This window comes from Haloarcula limicola (assembly GCF_010119205.1).
Classification (GTDB): Archaea; Halobacteriota; Halobacteria; order Halobacteriales; family Haloarculaceae; genus Haloarcula; species Haloarcula limicola.
Map to the genome: position 1 here is coordinate 167,202 of NZ_WRXM01000002.1, position 17,931 is coordinate 185,132.

Sequence of the window (17,931 nt, forward strand, 5' to 3'; positions counted from 1 at the left end):
GGCAGGCTTTTCTGCCGTGCTGCCGTCCGGCCGGGTATGAGCGACCTGACCGCGACGCTTCACACTACCGAGGGCGATATCGAGATCGAACTGTTCGAGGACGAGGTCCCGAACACCGTCGAGAACTTCGTCGGCCTCTCCGAGGGCGCGGACGACTACGACGAGGCGGAGGTCGGACCCGGCACCGGCGCGTGGGAGGACCCCGACTCCGGCGAGAAGCGGATCGACCCGCTCTACACGGACATCGAGATCCACCGCATCATCGACGACTTCATGGTCCAGATGGGCGACCCGACCGGGACCGGCCGCGGCGGCCCCGGCTACACCTTCGACGACGAGTTCGACGACGACCTCTCGCACGACGGCGCGGGCGTCGTCAGCATGGCTAACCGCGGCCCCGACACCAACGGTTCGCAGTTCTTCATCACACTCGGTGCCCAGCCGCACCTCGACGGGAAGCACGCCGTCTTCGGGAAGGTCGTCGACGGCATGGACGTCGTCGAGTCCATCGCCGAGGCCGACACGGACATGAACGACGCGCCGACCTCCGACATCCTCCTCGAATCCGTCGAGATCAGTCGCTGAGAGGCTGAGAGACCGCGAAAACAGCCGCTCTAGCTCCGGTTCGGACTGCCGCTCTGTTTCGACCCCGTGAGCGGCAGCCGCTTTCTGACGTACCGCACGACCGGGAACAGCCGTTCGCTCACCCTGTCGGAGACGCCCGTCTCGCTGGCGTAGACGAGCACCGGCACGTCCATCTCCGCGGCCAGCGCGATCACCTCGTCGGGCGTGCTGCCGAACAGCGCCTGTCTGAGCCAGCGGTCCCGGGACGCGCCGACGACGAGGATACCCCCGTTCTCGGCCGCCGTCTCGACGAGCCCGGCCGCGACGGAGCTGGCGGTGACGTTGTGGACCTCCGTCCGCTCGACGCCCTCCAGTGCGTCGAGCGTCGCGCCGGGGGTCTCGTCGGTGCCGCGTTCGCCCGAGGAGACGTTGATGAGGTGGAGTTCGCTGCCGTGCTGTCCGAGCGCGTTCACGAGCGGCAGCAGCGCCTGGTGGTGCGGGCCGCCGCCGGCGCCGATGTTGATGACGTCTAAGTCCTCGGCCGACGCCGTCTGGCCGGCGAAGAACACGTCACAGGGGGCTTCGCGTTCGACCGTCTCGGTCACGTCGTGATGGCGCTCGGGGTACCCCATCAGGATGAGGTCGGCCCCGTCGTCGCGGGCGGTCTGGACGATGTCGAACGCCACGTCCCGACAGGTGTGGCCCTCGACGGTGTAGTCGACGCCCACGTCCGAACTGTCGAGTTCGTCCTGGATGCGTTCGGTGCGGCCGCGAGCGGTGTCCTGTACCGTCTCCCACGGCGTCTGGTCGGGCACCTGCGTGACGTTGAGGACGTGGATCAGCGGTCGTTCGTCCGATACCGCCGCGAGCGCGCCCGCGAGACGGACGTATCGGAGCGCCCGGTCCGGCCGAGCGACGGGGATGAGGACGCGGAACACGTCTCCCTCCGCTTCGCCCGTGCCGTTCGCGGTCGCCGACGGTCCCGATTCGGGGACGACCTCTCGGAGGAGGTCGTCGGTCTCCGGCGCGCCGCCCCAGAGGAGATAGGCGACGACGAGCGTCGCGGTCATGATGAGTCCGACCACGACGCCGATGCGCGGGAGGTTGTAGATGAGGCCGATGTTCGCCAGCACGCCGATGATCGGCACCACCGGGACGCCGGGAACCTCGAACCCGCGCGTGATGTCGGGGAGCTTCTGCCGCGAGTAGATCAGCGCGACGTTGACCACGGCGAGCGGCATCAGGAGGTTCAGCGTGGCGAACCCGGTCAGCGCTTCGAGGCCGAGATTCGTCAGCGCGAGCGAGCCGAGAAGCGGGAGCGATATCGTGAGGTCGAACGGCACCAGGCCGCCCTCCGCCGGGAAGACCGCGATGAAGAGGACGATGAGCGCGACGATCACCACTGTCGCGGTGACGATGCTCCAGAAGGGCGTGCCGTACTTCCGGTGGATGCGAGAGAAGCGACGCGGGGCCTGTCCCTGCCGGCCCATCAGTGACCCGATGCTGCTGGCCGCGAGAATCGAGGCGTTCGAAGCCGACACCATCGAGAAGATGGCCCCGGCGACGATGAGCGAGCGACCGATGGGACCGAGGAAGCCGGCGGCGACTTCCCCCATCGCCGTCTCGCCCTGCCGGGCGATGACTTCGGCCGGAACCGGCGAGTTCACCATCGCGATAATGACGAACGCGTACAGCACCGTGACCGTGACCATGCTCGCCGCGATGGCCCGGGGGACCGTCTTCTGGGGTTCGATGATCTCCCCGGCGCTGGCCGCGATGGCCGAGAAGCCGAAGAAGGTGATGAACGCGAGCGCGGAGATGGTGAGAATGTCGATGGGGCCGCCGCCGAAGTTGGCGGCGAAGTTCCCGACCGCCGTGGAGGGGCCGCGGAAGGCGAACGCGCCGCCGATGAACGCGAACAGCACGGCGACCTTCGCGCCGGTGACGACGAGTTGGAACCCGCCGCTCTCCTCGGTCCCCTGCGCGTTCAGCGCGCCCAAGAGGAGCGCCGCGAGGACGCCGGTCGTCCCGTGGGGGAGAAAGTGGAGCCACTCCGGCAGGACGAACTCGAAGAACCACTCGTCCATCGTGGCCAGGTAGAACGCCGTCGTCCCGGTGTAGCCCAGGAACAGCGACATCCCGATGGCGTAGGTCAAGAGGTCGCGGTCCTCGAAGGTCCGCGAACAGAACAGGTAGCCGCCGCCGTTCTCGGAGTAGATGGAGGCGAACTCGGAGTACGCCGCCGCCGTCACGCCCGCGATGACCGCGGCGATGACGAAGGCGATGACGGCGCTGGAGCCGATGGCCGCCACGGCGGTCCCTGAGAGCGAGAAGATCCCCGCGGCGATCATCGTCCCGAGACCGATGGCGAACGCTATCTTGAAGTCCAGGGTCCGGGTGTGCTCGACCATTAGTCGTCTGGACAGGCATTCTCCCAGCCTTCACGTAACGTTATCGTTTTCCGGGATTTCGACGGGCACCAAGTCTTATACTCGGTCGAAGTCAGATAGGGGATGTGAGTCGAGAGGGGACTAGCGTCGAGACGGAGATGGACCGAGACATCGGCATCGTCGGCGCCGTCGCGCTCGGGGTCGGGACGATGATCGCCGCGGGGATATTCGTGCTATCGGGACTCGCCGTCAGCAACGTCGGCGCGATGGCTATCGTCGCGTTCGTGATCGCGGCCGTCGTCGCGTCCTTTACCGCCTTCGCCTACGCCGAATTCGCCTCGATATATCCCGAGTCCGGCGGCGGCTACGCGTACGTCTCGAACACGTTCGACTCGGACCTGACGTACATCGTCGGGTGGTCGATGATTCTCGGCTACCCCGCCAGCGCCGCGTTCTACTTGGCCTCCTTCTCAGACTGGTTCGACCGCTTCATCGTCCCGCTGTTCTCGCAGGGCCTCCAGGAGACGCTCCCGTTCTGGATATCCGGACTCGTCATCCTCGGCCTGCTCGTGAGCCTGAACCTGAAAGGAACCGAGGAGTCCGGCCAGTTCCAGATCGCCGTCACCGCGCTGAAAGTCAGTCTCATCGTCGTCTTTCTCTACGGCGGCCTGCAGGCGTTCAGTGCGACCACGATCCAACAGTCCGTCACGGAGAACCTCACGAAGTACCGCGATATCGGTCTCACGTCCGCGCTGGTCTTCATCACGTTCTTCGGCTTCGAAGCGATCGCGACCAACGCCGAAGAGATAGAGGAACCGGGCAAGAACATCCCGCGCGCGATCTTCTTCTCGATGGGGTTCGTCACTGTCGTCTACGCGCTGGTCGTCCTCGTCGTGACGCTGGCCATCAACAACCCGGAGTACCTCGACCTCCTCATCGACGTCGTCGGCGACGTCTCCGACGCGGCCGGCGCACGGTCGTACATCGCCGAGAACGGCGAACTGGCGATGGGCTATGCGGCCTCGTTCTATCTGGGAAACGTCGGCTTCTACGTCATCATCGTCGGGGCGCTGTTCTCGATGCTGTCCGCGGCTAACGCCACCGTGCTGGCGGGGTCGCGGGTCAAACTAGCGATGAGCCGACGCGACCACCTCCCCGACCGGTTCGAGAACCTCCACCCGCGGTTCAACACGCCCTACTGGTCGGTGTTGCTGACCGGCGGGATGATCACGTTCTTCATCTTCTTCTTCACCGTCCTCCCCGGTCTCGCGTTCGGGACGACGACCATCGAGACGGGGCTCGTCGAGTTCCACATGGGCATCGAGGCCATCGCCCACTTCGCGGACTTCATGCTGCTGACCGGCCTCATCGTCGTGAACTTCGCCATCATCCGCTCCCGGCAGAAGTACCCCGACATCGACCGCGGGTTCACCGTCCCCGCAGTGCCGTACGTGCCAGTTGTCGCGATCATCGCGAACCTCGTCCTCATCGTCAACGTCGAACCGGGAGCGTTCGCGCTCGGGTTGGCCGCCGAAGGTATCGGCGTCCTCATGTGGGTCGGTCTCATCGGGTCGACATCGGAGGCAGAAATCGAACAGCAGACGCCGACTGTCGTCGAGGAGACCGACACCGACGGGCGGGAGTACCAGATCCTCGTTCCCATCGCGAACCCCAACCACGTCGAGCAGTTGATGCGAACCGCCCGCGACATCGCGGCCGATCGAGGCGGCGAAGTCCTCGTCCTCTCGGTCGTCTCGCTGCCCGAACAGACGCCGCTCTCCGAGGGGCGCGCGACGGCACGGGAACGCCACGAACTGCTCAGACAGGCGATGGCCGTCGACGCCGGCGGCGGTGACGAGGACGTGCCGGTCCACGGCATCGTCCGGGTCGGTCACCACGTCGACGAGGCGATCACTCACACCGTGACCCAGCATGGGTCCGACGCGGTGTTGCTGGGGTGGCGCGGCCGCCTCCAGCGTCGCCGTGACGCGGTGCTCGGCACGACCGTCGACACCGTCGTCAAGGAGGCCGACTGCGACGTGCTCGTCGAGCGAATCGGGCCGAAGGGCGCGCCGGAGTCCATCCTCCTCCCGACCGCGGGCGGCCCCCACGCCGAGTACGCCGCCGCCGTCGCGCGGGCCATCGCCCACACCACTGGTGCGACTGTCACGACGCTCCGCGTCGTCGCGCCCGGCGAGGGCACGCCCGTCGCGTCCGACCGCGTTCTGGACAAGACGGCGCGGCTACTCGACGACGTGCAGACCGAGCAGAAACAGGTCGAGAGCGACGACGTCGCTGAGGCCATCATCGATGCCTCGGGCGACCACGACCTGACCATCATCGGGGCGACCCGCGAGAGCGTCCTCGAACAGCTGGTGTTCGGGGACATCCCGGAGACGGTCGGACGAGAGGCCGACGGAACCGTCATCATGGCCAAGCGAGCGCTGCCGGTGACTTCGCGGGTCCGCCAGTTGCTCCGGCGCTTCTGATCCGCGTGGGTAACGGCTATCATCGCGGCGGGCCTTCGACCGGTCAGTGGCACACATCGAGCGACTCACCGTCTACCCGGTGAAGGCACTGGACGGTCGTGACGTGGAACGTTCGCGCGTGCTCTCGGGCGGCACGCTCGCCCACGACCGGGAGTTCGCACTATTAGACGCCGACGGCGACGTGGTCAACGGCAAGCGGACCGACCGCGTCCACGCTGTCGAGAGTTCCTACGACCCCGAGACGCGAACGCTCGACGTGACCGTCCCGAACGTCGGGGCCGAACAGTTCGAACTGGCGACCGCGTCGGGCCGCGAGCGGGCCGCCGACTGGTTCGGCGAGGTGTTCGGTCTCGACGTGACGCTGGCCCGGGACACCGCTCTCGGTCACGTCGACCGGCGGGAGATGGGGCCGTCGGTCATCAGCACGGCGACCCTCGAAGCGGTCGCGTCCTGGTTCGACGACGTGACCGTCGAGGGGGCGCGCCGCCGCCTCCGCGCGAATATCGAGGTCGGCGACGTCGAAGCCTTCTGGGAGGATCGGTTCGTCGGAGAGGACGCCCCGGCGTTCGAGGCCGGCGACGTTCGCGTCGAGGGCGTCACCCCCTGCGGTCGCTGTGTCGTCCCCGAGCGAGACCCGGACACCGGCGAACCGACGCCGGAGTTCCGCGAACGGTTCGTCGAACGTCGACGCGAGACGTTCCCCGAATGGGCCGATCGGGACGCCTTCGACCACTTTTACACGCTGATGCTCATCGCTCGCGTTCCGGAGACCGACCGAGAAAAGACGATCGCCGTCGGCGACGACGTAACGACGCTGAGGTGAGGATAGTGATGCGGGGCGAGGCCCCGCTCATCCGTTGCGCCGAGTCTCAGTCGGCGCTCCGTCGCGGGACGTATCCGCACTCACAGGGGGAGTCGACCATCATGAGTACGTCGCTGCATTCGGGACATCGGTACGATTCGACCGCGGTTCGCTGGTGCGTTGCCATTACCGGATGAGAGCCACTCGCGGTATATGAGAGTTATTATAATATCGATATACGAATATTAGGGCGTATAGAGAGCCGCTGTGCACCTCGAAAGCGGATCTAGACTGGATAGCGCTCTCTTATCCGCCTCTTTCCCGAGCTTGGCACAATCAGTCATAATCGTATTAGTGGTATATAATCTCATAATGAGTAATATGTGTCCTTTCAGCCGAAATTTATATACTACCGATGGGGACTGCCGTGTATGTCCACTACCGAGACGTGGAGCGACCCGAACCGCTGTCCGTTCTGTGACGACGCGCTGGACTCGCCGGGAGCCGGCTTCGTCGCACACATCGAGGAGAAGGCGGACTGCGAGGCCGCCTTCGGCACGTGGCGAAGCCGCATCACCGACGACGTCGCGGGCGGCTGGAGCGGGTGAGTCGCTCGCCCGCGCGGAATCGACAGTCGAAAGGTCGTTCGAGACAAACCGCGTGACATGACAGAGGCCGACGAGCCAGTCGACCCGAGCGAGATCGGCGAACAGGGCGGTCCGCCCGTCGAGGAGAAGCCCTACAAGCTCATCTTCGAGGCCAACAAGTGCTTCGGCGCGGGCAAGTGCGCCGAGGTCTCCGAGAACTGGTCGCTGGATCTCGATACCGGCATCGCGAAGCCCGAGACGTACTTCTTCGGCGAGGACGAACTCGACCACAACGTCAGAGCCGCCGAGGTCTGTCCGGCCAAGAAGGACCGCGGCGTTATCCACGTCGTCGACCGCCGAACCGACGAGGAGATCGCCCCCGATCCCCACGGCGACGGCACCCTCTCGGTCGACTGGTAATCGAAACCCGTTTTCCCCTCCGGCGTGGAGGGGCGAGTGCGCGAGGGTCGCCTAGCCTGGCCAATGGCGGTGGGCTTAAGACCCGCTCCCGTAGGGGTCCATGGGTTCGAATCCCATCCCTCGCATTTTCCGACTCGAACGAACGTGAGAGTCGTGAAAATCTAACCGATGGCGATTCGAAGCCTATCAGTCGCGCGCAGCGGGTGCGCGGTTCGAGCGAAGCGAGAACCGCGAAGCGAACGGCGTAGCCGTGAGCAGAGCGAGCACGTCTGATTTCGGTTCGAATCCCATCCCTCGCATGAGTGCGCGGCGCAACTCCGCGCCGCGCCGAATCGTCCGGATGGGTTCGAATCACGGAAATCTGAACGCAGTGAAGATTTGCTTCGGGTTCGAATCCCATCCCTCGCACTTTTGCGGCGAACACTCCGTGAGCCGCAGATGCAGCCGTTGAGATTCGAACTACGGCAGACCGAGCGAAGCAAAGTCTGGCATCGAGTGAGAATCCCATCCCTCGCGACTTCCGACGAGGGATCGAGCGGTAGGTTTCGATACCGCGACACGACGGCCGCCACCTTGTCTGGACCTGCAACGGACTTTTAACCCTCACGCGCGGAAAGCAGGGAAATGAATCCCGGCCGAATCACGCCCGACGACGTGCTCGGTGCCTGTGACGCCGCAGGTGCGGCTCGGGAACCCGTGACGGCGGGCGAGGTCGCCGACCGTCTCGGCTGTCAGCGTGACACGGCTCGGAACCGGCTCGAAGAACTGGTCGAGCGAGGCGAACTCCGCAGTAAGGCGGTCGAAGCGGGACAGCGAGTGTGGTGGCGGCCCGCGACGGAGAGTCGGTCCCTCGGTGCGGTCGAGGAGTTGCTACCCGTGGAGGCGAGACACGATCACCTCACGACCGAACTGCGGGACGTCTTCGACCGGATTTCGGACGCCTTCTACGCGCTCGACACCGATTGGCGGTTCACGTACGTCAACGAGCGCGCGGAGGAGCTCATCGACTATCGGGGCGAAGGGCTGGTCGGCGAAAACGTCTGGGAGGTGTTCGAGTGGGCGGCGGACTCGAAGTTGAAATCGGAGTACCACGCCGCGATGGAGACACAGGAGCCGACCGTGTTCGAGTTTTACTATCCCGAGCCGCTCGACGCGTGGTACGAGATCAACGCGTATCCCTCCGAGACCGGCCTGTCGGTGTACTTCCGCGACATCTCCGAACGGAAATCGCAGACGCGGGCACTTCGAGAGCGCGAGGAACAGCTCTCGCGGCTCATGGAGAACGTCCCGGGCATGGTGTATCGGTGCCGGAACGAGCGGGGGTGGCCGATGGAGTTCGTCAGCGACGCCTGCCGCGATCTCACGGGCTACGCGCCCGACGCGGTCGAACGCGACGAGGTCGTGTGGGGCGAGGACGTCATCGTCGACGCCGACCGCGAAGCCGTCTGGGAGGGGACCCAGACCGCCGTCACCGACCGAGAGCCGTTCTCCATCACCTATCGCATCGAGACCGTCGGCGGCGAGCGACGGTGGGTCAGGAGCCACGGGCGCGGCATCTTCGACGACGACGGCGAACTGGTGCTGCTGGAGGGGATCATCTCGGATATCACGACGCGGAAGGAGCGCGAACGCGAACTCGAAGAGCATCGGTCCTGGTACCGGACGCTGGTCGAGAACTTCCCGAACGGGGCCGTCGCGTTGGTGAATCGCGACCTCCGGTACGTCACGTTCGGCGGGACGCCGGAGGGGGACTCCGGCGTGACGAGAACGGAACTGGAGGGGGAACTGCTCCGGGACGCGTTGCCGGCGGAACTGGCGGACGTCGTCGTTCCCCGCTACCGAGCCGCACTCGACGGCGAAATATCCGCGTTCGAGGAGTCGGTCGGCGACGAGACGTACCAGTTCCACTTCCATCCGGTCCGCGACGACGACGGCGAGGTCTTCGCGGCGCTGGGGCTGTCACAGGACGTCACCGACCGCCGGGCGTATCAGCGGCAACTGGAGCAGTCGAACGAGCGGCTGGAGAGCTTCGCCAGCATGCTCGCCCACGAGCTCAGAAACCCGGTCGCGATCGGGCAGATTTACGCGCAACAGCTCTCCTCACAGCCGGACTCGGAAGCGGTCGAGTACGTCGAAGAGGCGTTCGACCGCATCGAGGACATGATAAACGTCATGCTGGTGCTGACCCGGGGAGAGGAGGCGGTCAGCGACCGGACTACGCTCCGGCTCCTACCGGTCGCGCGGGACGTCTGGGAGGAGATCGACACGGCCGACGGGACCCTGGAGACCGACGGCGACTGCACGGTCGCGGCCGACGAGACGTACCTCAGACATCTCCTACGGAACCTCTTCGAGAACGCGCTCCAGCACGGCGGTCCGGACGTCACCGTCACCGTGGGCGGACTCCCGACCGGGTTCTACGTCGAAGACGACGGGGCGGGCATCCCGCCGGACGAACGCGAGACCGTGTTCCAGGCGGGCTATACGACTGCGGCCGACGGGGGCGGGGCCGGGCTCGGCCTGGCGTTCGTCAGCGAGTTAGCGGCCGCGTACGATTGGGAGGTAGACGTGCTCGAGAGCGAGGCGGGCGGCGCGCGCTTCGAACTCCGAGGCGTCGGTCGGGAACAGCGGACGTGACGACGCGGTCGGGGGCGGTTCGGCGAGACGACGCGCTTTTCCGGCGCAGACGGCTATAGCGTTCCAATGACCGACGTTCCACCGGACGTTGCCGACGCCTTCGAGAGCCGCGAGGGATTCGCCGAGAGCGACGGGGGCTATACCCTCGAGACGACGAGCTTCAGCGGTCGCGTGACCGCCAGCGAGGGCGAGACGTGGGAGACGAACTACGAGGTGACGGTCAGAGCGCCGACGTTACAGGCCGCGACGGCCGACGACGTGGGAGCGGCCGTTCGTGACGGTTGGTTCGACACGCTGGAGCGCCGCCTCGAAGACGCGCCCAAGGCGACGCGAACCGCCGTCGAACTCGACGAGTACGCGGTCGAGCGCGACGGCGAGGAAATCGTCGTCACCTACCGGTTCAGCCTCGGCGGCGAGCGGCAGGCCGCCGACGTGGCGAAAACGTTCGTCGAGTACGTGGAGGGGACCTACGTCGAGGGGATCGTCCCCGGCTACGACTACGTCGGCACCGTCGCCGAGCTGATGGACTCGGCGAGCACCGGCGGCAGCGAGGGGACGCGCGGCGGAACGCCGCTGTAGATCACCGGGACGTTTTCGTAGCACCCGCATCCGCCGAGCGAAGCGAGGCGGTTCGCCGGGCGCGAGTGAAACGAGCGCCCGGGAGTTTTGTACTAAATTTTGCAAGGAGAGGTTCCCGCAGCGTCGCACCGCGACGCGAGGAAACCCGACGCAGTAAAATTTAGTCCATGGCGATGTACGTCTGCGTGCTCTCGACGCCCTCGATGTCCTGGATGTGGGTCGCGGCGACGTCCTTGACCTCCGCGGGCGTATCGACGCTCACCTTGGCGATGAGGTCGACGTCGCCGGCGACGATGTGAGCCTCCTGCACGCCGTCGATGGCTTCGATCTCGCTTTTCAGACGGTCGGCGTCGCCGGTGTGGGCTTTGACCATGATGTATGCAGTGACCATCTCAGGCACCTCCGAGTGCGGTCGCGCGGCCGGATTCACCGGCGACGATGCTCCGGACGTCGCCGAGGGTGTCGAAGCCCGCGAGGACGACGACGTGGTCGCCCTCTTCGAGCGTCTCGTCCGGGTCCGGAATCGTCAGCGCGGTCTCGCCCTTGCCGTGGGCGAGGAGCCGGGCGTTGGCGGGCAGTTCCAGTTCCGAGAGGGAGTAGCCGTTCATCGGCGAGGCGTCCGTGATGGTGAACTCGACGAGTTGGAGGTTCTGTGCCACGTCCGCGACGGCGCGGATGTTCCCGCCTAACAGCGCGTTCTTCGCGGCGATCGCGCCGAGTCGCTCGGGGTAGATGACCTCGTCCACGTCGTCGGCGTAGCGCTTGTAGATCTCCTCGCGGTAGTCCTCGTCGATGCGCATGACCGTTCGACAGCCGTGCTGTTTGCCGATCATGCAGGCGACGAAGTTGTCGTTCAGGTCGCCGGTGAGCGCGCCGACCGCGTCGGCCGAGTCGAGGTCGGCGAGCGACAGCGTGTCCTCGATGGCGCCGTCGCCCTCGATGACCTCGAAGCCGGCGGTCTGGGCCCGCTCGACGGCTCCCTCGTCCTGTTCGATGAGGACGACGTGGTGTCCGCTCTCTTGCAGCACGCGTGCGGTTCGGAGGCCGACGCGGCCTGCACCCACGATAACAAATCGCATGTCCAGTCGTAAGACACGGGGATGAATAAAAGTATCCCGACGGACGGACCGGTAGCGAAGGGGCGAACGCGGGAAACTTTTTGGTGGCATGGTACATCATCGCACAGTATGGTCACGGCGTTCATCATGGTCAAGACGGCGGCGGGCAAGTCCGACGAACTCTTAGAGGCGGTGCGCCAGTCCGAGGGCATCACCGAGGCGCACATCGTCGCCGGGCAGTACGACATCATCGCGGAGGCGAGCGGCGACGAGGTGTACGACGTGATGCAGTCGGTGGCGACGCGCGTGCGGGACTTAGAGGGCGTCGCCGACACGCGGACGTACATCTGTCTGGAGTGAGGCCGTTCCGACACCGCAAAGAGCGTCGCCGTCGTAACGACCGTATGGTCAGCGTCGTGGGACTCGTGGGCTTGCTCGTCATCGTGCTGGCGAACAGCGCCGTGACGGCGCTCATGACCCGATTCTTCCGGGTACGGATGAACACCCGCTGGGGCGGGCTGCTCTACTCGATACTGCTGTGTCCGGTCGCCATGTTCGTCCTGTTCATGGTGCTGGCGACGCTCGGGTTCGGCGGCGACCTCACGCTCGGTCCGGGGTTCGTCGTCTTCCTCACGATCGTCGTGCCGCTGGCGGTCGGGATGACCTTCGATTACGTCTGGATGCCCGCGCCGGACGACGTCGAACTCCCCACCTCGACGAACTGAGCTCAGAGCCGCTCGACGATGGCCGCTCGGACCCGGTCGTAGACGGCGTCCGGGTCGGCCGTGGCGTCGACCGCGACGAACCGCTCGGGGTCGTCCTCGCGGAGACGGTCGTAGTTCTCTCGGACGTTCGCCAGGTAGTCCGCCGTCTCGAACTTGTTCGTGACTCCGCTGCGCCGGGCCGCCGTCTCGGGGTCGAGGTCGAGAAAGAGCGTCAGGTCGGGCGGGCGCGTCCACGGCGCGTGGACCTCGCGGACGTAATCGAGCGGGTCCTCGAACCAGTCGGTCTCGGCGAGGGTCGCGCCCTGATAGGCATAGCGCGAGTCGGAGTAGCGGTCGGAGACGACGAGCCCGCCGTCTTCGAGGCCGGGGCGGACCGTCTCCGCGAGGTGGGCGGCGTGGTCGGCGGTGTAGAGGAACAGTTCGGCCACGGAGTCCGCGTCGCCGTCGTCGATAGAGCGCTGGACGGCCTCGCCGTACCAGCTATCGGTCGGCTCGCGGGTGAACGTCGCATCCGGCGGCAGGGCGTCGTCGGCCCGTAGCCGCTCCCAGACCGTGGTCTTCCCGCTCCCGTCGAGTCCTTCGAGCGTGACGAGCATACCCGAGCGTCGGCGCGGGGGCACGTAAGCGCCTCGGACCCCCGGTAGAACCGCCGTTCCCTGCTGACTCCCAAACTGGTTGCGGCGTACTTTTAGGAGGCGTCCGGGCGAGCGTTCGAGTATGGACGTACTCGTCGTCGGCGGAACCGGCTTCGTCGGCCAGTATCTGTGTCGAGAACTCGACGATCGAGACCACGAGGTCACCGCGCTGTCCCGGAACCCTCACGACGCCGACCTGCCGACGGGCGTCACCCGAAAGGAGGGCGACGTCACCGACTACGACAGCATCGAGGGCGCGTTCGAGGGACAGGACGCCGTCTTCTTCCTCCCCGCGCTGACGCCGCTGTTCAAGCCCGACGGCGGCGACGAGATGCACGAGGTGGTCCACCTCGGCGGGACGGAGAACGCGGTGCGCGCCGCCGAGGAACACGGCGTCTCCCGATACGTCCAGATGAGCGCGCTCGGTGCGGACCCGAACGGCCCGACGCATTACCTGCGGGCGAAGGGGAAGGCCGAGAAAGCCGTCGAGCGCTCGGACCTCGACTGGACGATCTTCCGGCCCTCGATCGTCTTCGGCGAGGGCGACGAGTTCGTCTACTTCACCAAGCGGCTCAAGCAGATCTTCGCCCCCGGCGTGCCGCTGTATCCCCTGCCCGGCGGCGGTCGGAAGGCGCACTTCCAGCTCATCTGGGTCGAGGACCTCGCGCCGATACTCGCCGACTCGCTGGAGAGCGACGAACACGTCGGGCAGATATACGAGGTCGGCGGTCCCGAGGTCCTCTCGCTCCGGGAGGCGACGGAACTCGTCTACGAGAGCGAGGGAGAGTCCATCACGATCGTCCCGCTTCCGATGGAGCTGGCGAAGGTCGGGCTCCCGGTGCTGGGGAGCCTCGGCTTCCCGATGGGCAGCGACCAGTACGAGGGGCTGGACTTCGACAACACGCCGCGGGACAACGACGTCGACGCGTTCGGCTACGACGTGAGCGAGTTCCGGACGTTCGGCGACTACCTCGGCGTGCGCTAGGTCGCGCGCGGTAATCGCACCGGTGACGTTTCACTTCGCCTATCATTTCGTTTCGGTCACCAGTTCTACCCGACAGTCACGAACTGCAGCATTCCGTGGTTTTGGCGGCCGAACGGGCGTTCTCACCGTCTATTCGCCCCATTTTCATTCCTGAGTGGGACTTTCAGCGGTGATATTTGGGGAAAAAACTTATAGGCACTATCCTACTTACCCCTTTTAAGCGGAAGACCTAATCATGAAACTCGCGATGATCGGCTTCGGGCAGGCCGGCGGCAAAATCGTGGACAAATTCCTCGAGTACGACCGGAACACGGACTCGGGAATCGTCCGCTCCGCGGTGGCGGTCAACACGGCGAAGGCAGACCTGCTCGGACTGGAACACATCCCGGAGGAGAATCGAGTGCTCATCGGCCAGGCCCGCGTGAAGGGCCACGGCGTGGGCGCGGACAACGAACTCGGCGCGGAGATCGCCGAAGAGGACATCGACGAGGTGCAGGGGGCCATCGACAACATCCCCGTCCACGAGGTCGACGCGTTCCTCGTCGTCGCGGGGCTGGGCGGCGGGACCGGGTCCGGCGGGTCGCCGGTCATCTCGAAGCACCTCAAGCGCATCTACACCGAGCCCGTCTACGGCCTGGGCGTCCTGCCGGGCAGCGACGAGGGCGGCATCTACACGCTGAACGCCGCCCGCTCGTTCCAGACGTTCGTCCGCGAGGTGGACAACCTCATGGTCTTCGACAACGACGCCTGGCGAAAGACCGGCGAGTCCGTCGAGGGCGGCTACGACCACATCAACGAGGAGATCGTCCGCCGCTTCGGCGTGCTGTTCGGGGCCGGCGAGGTGGAGGCCGGCGACAACATCGCCGAGAGCGTCGTCGACTCCTCGGAGATCATCAACACGCTCGACGGCGGCGGCGTCTCGACGGTCGGGTACGCCTCCGAAGACGTCGAGGTCACGTCCGGCGGCGGCGGGGGACTCCTCTCCCGATTCACCGGCGACGACGGCGGCGACGACGGGCTGGACACGGCGAACACGACCAACCGAATCACGTCTCTCGTCCGGAAGGCGGCGCTCGGTCGACTGACCCTGCCCTGCGAGATAGAGGGCGCGGAGCGCGCGCTCCTCGTGATGGCCGGGCCGCCGGCCCACCTCAATCGGAAGGGGATAGAGCGCGGGCGGAAGTGGCTGGAGGAGCAGACGGGGTCGATGGAGGTCCGCGGCGGGGACTACCCGACCAACTCCCCGAAGGTCGCGGCCTCGATCCTGTTGGCGGGCGTCCACAACGTCCCACGTATCAAGGAGCTCCAGCAGGTCGCCATCGAGGCGCAGGACAACATCGACGACATCCGCGAACAGAGCGACGGCAACCTACAGAACCTGGTCGAAGACGATGAGGATGAACTCGATCCGCTCTTCTAGGGGAACCGTCGTCCTCCTGTGTGTGGTCGGCCTCCTCGCCGTCGCCGGCACCGCGAGCGCCTTCTCCGTCTCCGCGGAGGGCGTCCCCGAGGAGACGGCCGTCGGCAGCGAGGTGTCGGTCACCTACACCATCGACGACCCCTTCACGGGGACGTCGAACCAGTGGACGCTCCGCGGGCGGACGGAACTGCGGGACGTGAGCTGGACCGTGACGGTGCTCCGCGCCGGCAGTCAGGTCGACCAGACGACCTACGGTGGCCAGAACTTCAGCAGGGCGCTGGACATCGACAACAACGGCGACGAAGTGCGGGTGCAGCTCACCGGGACGGCCCCCGAAGTGACGAACTACACCTACGAACCGCCGCAGCAGTACACCGTCGCCGAACTCACGCGCGTGAGCGGGAACAACGAGGAGACGTTCCAGAACAGCACGGCCCACCACTACACGAAGGAGAGCAGAGAGGCCCGACAGGCGATCGACAGCGCCCAGCGGGCCATCGATAACGCCGGTGGGAACCAGGAGGCCGAGAACCTCCTCGAAAGCGCGGTCTCCTCCTACGAGAACGACAACTTCGAGAACGCGCGGAATCTCGCCGAGGACGCCGAGAGCGCGGCTCAGCAGGCCGAACAGAGCCAGCAGACCACCAAGACGCTGCTGCTGGCCGGTGGCGGGCTCGTCGCCCTCCTCGTCCTCCTCGGCGTCGGTTACGTCCTGTACACTAAGTCCCAGGGCGACGATTACAGCAAACTGTAATGCGCGTCGTCGTCCCGGTCTCGGGGTCGGACCCGAAGACGCGACTCTCCCCCGTTCTCTCCCCGGACGAGCGCCGCGAGTTCACCGAGGCGATGCTGGCCGACGTGCTGCGCGCGCTCGACGCCGCCGGCCACGACCCCGAAGTCGTCTCGACGGCACCGATCGACTGTGACGCGCCGGTGACGGTCGACGACCGCGGACTGGACGCCCTCGTCAACGACCTGCTTTCGGCGGGACCGCTGACGGTGGTGATGGCCGACCTGCCGCTCGTTACCGCCGAGACCGTCGAGCGGCTGTTCGCGCCCGACGCCGACGTGGTGCTCGCGCCCGGCCTGGGCGGCGGAACGAACGCCTTCGTCTGCCGCCATCCCGACTTTCGCGTCGACTACCACGGCGCGTCGATCCGGGACCACCGCCGCATCGCCGCGGAGACCGGAGCGGACCTCGCGGAGGTGGACTCCCGCCTACTGGCGACGGACATCGACGAACCGGCAGACCTCGCGGAGGTGCTGTTACACGGCGACGGCGCGGCCGGCGAGTGGCTCGCCGACGCGGGCTTCGAACTGGCGTTCGACGGCGGTCGCGTCGGCGTCGAGCGCGAGTGAACGCTTTTCACCGCGGAGCGTCGAACGGCGCACGTGATTCCCGGGGCCGACGAGTACGACATCGACCTTGCCATCGCCGACGCGGACGTGGAGCGCCTGCTGACGACGAGGCCGACCCACGTCCGGCCCGCCGACGAACTCTCCTACTGCCGGAACGTGTTCGTCCCGCTGACGACCGCCTGCCGGTACACCTGCACCTACTGCACCTATTACGACCCGCCGGGGGAGGCGAACCTCATGTCCCCCGAGGAGATCCGCGAGACGTGCCGGCGAGGGGCCGACGCCGGCTGTACGGAGGCGCTGTTCACCTTCGGCGACGACCCCGACGACCGCTATACGGCGATGTACGACCAATTGGCCGAGTACGGCCACGAGACGATCCACGAGTACCTCCGCGAGGCCTGTGAGATCGCGCTGGAGGAGGGGTTACTTCCCCACGCCAACCCCGGCGACCAGACCCGCGAGCAGATGGCGACGGTCGCGGACCTGAACGCCTCGATGGGCGTGATGTTGGAGACGACGGCGGACGTACGGGCCCACGGCGGCCCGCGCGCGAAGAATCCCGGACAGCGACTGAACACGATCCGAACCGCGGGCGAACTCGGCGTCCCGTTCACGACCGGCATCCTCGTCGGCATCGGCGAGGGGTGGCCCGATCGGGCGAAGAGCCTGCTGGCCATCGCCGAACTGCACGAGCGCTACGGCCACGTACAGGAGGTCATCGTCCAGCCCGTCGCCGAGAACGAGCGCTGGCGGGGCGGTTCGCCCGATCTGGGGACGATGCGCCGCGTGACGGCGATGGCCCGCGCGGGTCTCCCCGACGAGGTCTCGGTGCAGGTGCCGCCGAACCTCGCCCCGGCCCGCGAACTGACCGACTGCGGTGTCGACGACCTCGGCGGCGTCTCGCCGGTGACGGTGGACCACATCAACCCCGAGTACGAGTGGCCCGCCCTCCGGGAGTTAGAGGCGGTCGCCGACGCCGCCGGCGTGCCGCTCGTCGAGCGCCTCCCGGTGTACGAACGCTTCGTCGACGACGGCTGGCTCTCGGCCCCGATCGAGGACGCCGTCGACGCCGATACCCCGGCTGGCGAGCGATTTCGGTCGATACTCGCCCGCGGCGAGAACCCGGCCGACGCGTGAGCGGCCGTCCGCCTAGCTGTCTAGGTGGTACGTATATACCGGTCCCACCCGCAATATTTTGCATACCCGGGACGTGCCTCTGACAGCTTCTCCCGGGTGCGACGCCGTTTCGAGTCGGTCACGACCAGTCGGTGGCCGGCT

General features: G+C 66.6%; 18 protein-coding genes and 1 tRNA gene. 15 read left to right on the forward strand and 4 right to left on the reverse strand.

What is annotated here, in order from left to right; genetic code table 11:
* Positions 1-36: 36 nt before the first annotated feature.
* Positions 37-585: a peptidylprolyl isomerase gene (locus GO488_RS10325; RefSeq protein WP_162317749.1), complete on the forward strand. Its 549-nt coding sequence runs from the start codon at positions 37-39 to the stop codon at positions 583-585.
* Positions 586-614: 29 nt separating this feature from the next.
* Here GO488_RS10325 and GO488_RS10330 read toward each other — a convergent pair whose 3' ends face one another.
* Positions 615-2,975, reverse strand: a complete 2,361-nt coding sequence (locus GO488_RS10330) for an amino acid permease (protein ID WP_162317750.1) — start codon at positions 2,973-2,975, stop codon at positions 615-617.
* A gap of 104 nt (positions 2,976-3,079) precedes the next feature.
* Between GO488_RS10330 and GO488_RS10335 the strand changes: the two genes are divergently transcribed.
* From GO488_RS10335 to GO488_RS10360, 7 genes are all read left to right on the forward strand, one after another.
* Positions 3,080-5,443: an amino acid permease gene (locus GO488_RS10335; protein ID WP_338401341.1), complete on the forward strand. Its 2,364-nt coding sequence runs from the start codon at positions 3,080-3,082 to the stop codon at positions 5,441-5,443.
* 46 nt (positions 5,444-5,489) lie between these two features.
* Positions 5,490-6,266: an MOSC domain-containing protein gene (locus GO488_RS10340; RefSeq protein WP_162317751.1), complete on the forward strand. Its 777-nt coding sequence runs from the start codon at positions 5,490-5,492 to the stop codon at positions 6,264-6,266.
* Positions 6,267-6,676: 410 nt separating this feature from the next.
* The gene (locus tag GO488_RS19665; RefSeq protein WP_164509637.1) at positions 6,677-6,853 is read left to right on the forward strand and encodes a DUF7501 family protein; all 177 of its coding nucleotides are present in this window, start codon (positions 6,677-6,679) and stop codon (positions 6,851-6,853) included.
* 57 nt (positions 6,854-6,910) lie between these two features.
* Complete coding sequence (locus tag GO488_RS10345) at positions 6,911-7,252, forward strand: ferredoxin (protein WP_162317752.1); 342 nt, start codon at positions 6,911-6,913, stop codon at positions 7,250-7,252.
* Positions 7,253-7,292: 40 nt separating this feature from the next.
* Positions 7,293-7,377, forward strand: a tRNA-Leu gene (locus GO488_RS10350).
* Between the two features lie 499 nt (positions 7,378-7,876).
* Positions 7,877-9,889, forward strand: a complete 2,013-nt coding sequence (locus GO488_RS10355; protein ID WP_162317753.1) for a PAS domain-containing protein — start codon at positions 7,877-7,879, stop codon at positions 9,887-9,889.
* Positions 9,890-9,955: 66 nt separating this feature from the next.
* Positions 9,956-10,468 carry a DUF5813 family protein gene (locus GO488_RS10360; RefSeq protein ID WP_162317754.1) on the forward strand — a complete coding sequence of 171 codons (513 nt, stop codon included), beginning with the start codon at positions 9,956-9,958 and terminating at the stop codon, positions 10,466-10,468.
* A gap of 160 nt (positions 10,469-10,628) precedes the next feature.
* Here the strand turns inward: GO488_RS10360 and GO488_RS10365 are convergent, their stop codons facing one another.
* Together GO488_RS10365 and GO488_RS10370 are read right to left on the reverse strand one after the other, a co-directional pair.
* On the reverse strand, positions 10,629-10,859 hold the full coding sequence (locus tag GO488_RS10365) for an Lrp/AsnC family transcriptional regulator (RefSeq protein ID WP_162317755.1): 231 nt from the start codon (positions 10,857-10,859) through the stop codon (positions 10,629-10,631).
* A gap of 1 nt (position 10,860) precedes the next feature.
* Positions 10,861-11,547 (reverse strand): potassium channel family protein, encoded by a 687-nt coding sequence (locus GO488_RS10370; protein WP_162317756.1) that lies wholly within the window; start codon positions 11,545-11,547, stop codon positions 10,861-10,863.
* 108 nt (positions 11,548-11,655) lie between these two features.
* Here GO488_RS10370 and GO488_RS10375 point away from each other — a divergent pair, with 108 nt between their 5' ends.
* Both GO488_RS10375 and GO488_RS10380 read left to right on the forward strand, forming a co-directional pair.
* Complete coding sequence (locus GO488_RS10375) at positions 11,656-11,886, forward strand: Lrp/AsnC family transcriptional regulator (RefSeq protein ID WP_162317757.1); 231 nt, start codon at positions 11,656-11,658, stop codon at positions 11,884-11,886.
* 44 nt (positions 11,887-11,930) lie between these two features.
* Entirely contained in the window at positions 11,931-12,251 is a 321-nt protein-coding gene (locus GO488_RS10380; RefSeq protein ID WP_162317758.1) for a DUF7991 family protein, read from the forward strand.
* 2 nt (positions 12,252-12,253) lie between these two features.
* Here the strand turns inward: GO488_RS10380 and tmk are convergent, their stop codons facing one another.
* The gene (gene tmk, locus GO488_RS10385) at positions 12,254-12,847 is read right to left on the reverse strand and encodes a dTMP kinase (protein ID WP_162317759.1); all 594 of its coding nucleotides are present in this window, start codon (positions 12,845-12,847) and stop codon (positions 12,254-12,256) included.
* 121 nt (positions 12,848-12,968) lie between these two features.
* On the opposite strand from tmk, the gene GO488_RS10390 reads away from it, so the two are divergent.
* From GO488_RS10390 to cofG, 5 genes are all read left to right on the forward strand, one after another.
* Positions 12,969-13,871 (forward strand): complex I NDUFA9 subunit family protein, encoded by a 903-nt coding sequence (locus GO488_RS10390; RefSeq protein WP_162317760.1) that lies wholly within the window; start codon positions 12,969-12,971, stop codon positions 13,869-13,871.
* Positions 13,872-14,106: 235 nt separating this feature from the next.
* On the forward strand, positions 14,107-15,291 hold the full coding sequence (locus GO488_RS10395; protein ID WP_162317761.1) for a tubulin/FtsZ family protein: 1,185 nt from the start codon (positions 14,107-14,109) through the stop codon (positions 15,289-15,291).
* Positions 15,263-16,045, forward strand: coding sequence for a hypothetical protein (locus GO488_RS10400; protein WP_241692927.1), 783 nt, complete (start codon positions 15,263-15,265; stop codon positions 16,043-16,045). Before GO488_RS10395 ends, GO488_RS10400 begins: the two co-directional genes overlap by 29 nt.
* Entirely contained in the window at positions 16,045-16,650 is a 606-nt protein-coding gene (cofC, locus tag GO488_RS10405) for a 2-phospho-L-lactate guanylyltransferase (protein WP_162317762.1), read from the forward strand. The genes GO488_RS10400 and cofC overlap by 1 nt, the downstream gene beginning before the upstream one ends.
* Before the next feature lie 33 nt (positions 16,651-16,683).
* Positions 16,684-17,790, forward strand: a complete 1,107-nt coding sequence (cofG, locus tag GO488_RS10410; protein WP_162317763.1) for a 7,8-didemethyl-8-hydroxy-5-deazariboflavin synthase subunit CofG — start codon at positions 16,684-16,686, stop codon at positions 17,788-17,790.
* Positions 17,791-17,931: the final 141 nt, after the last annotated feature.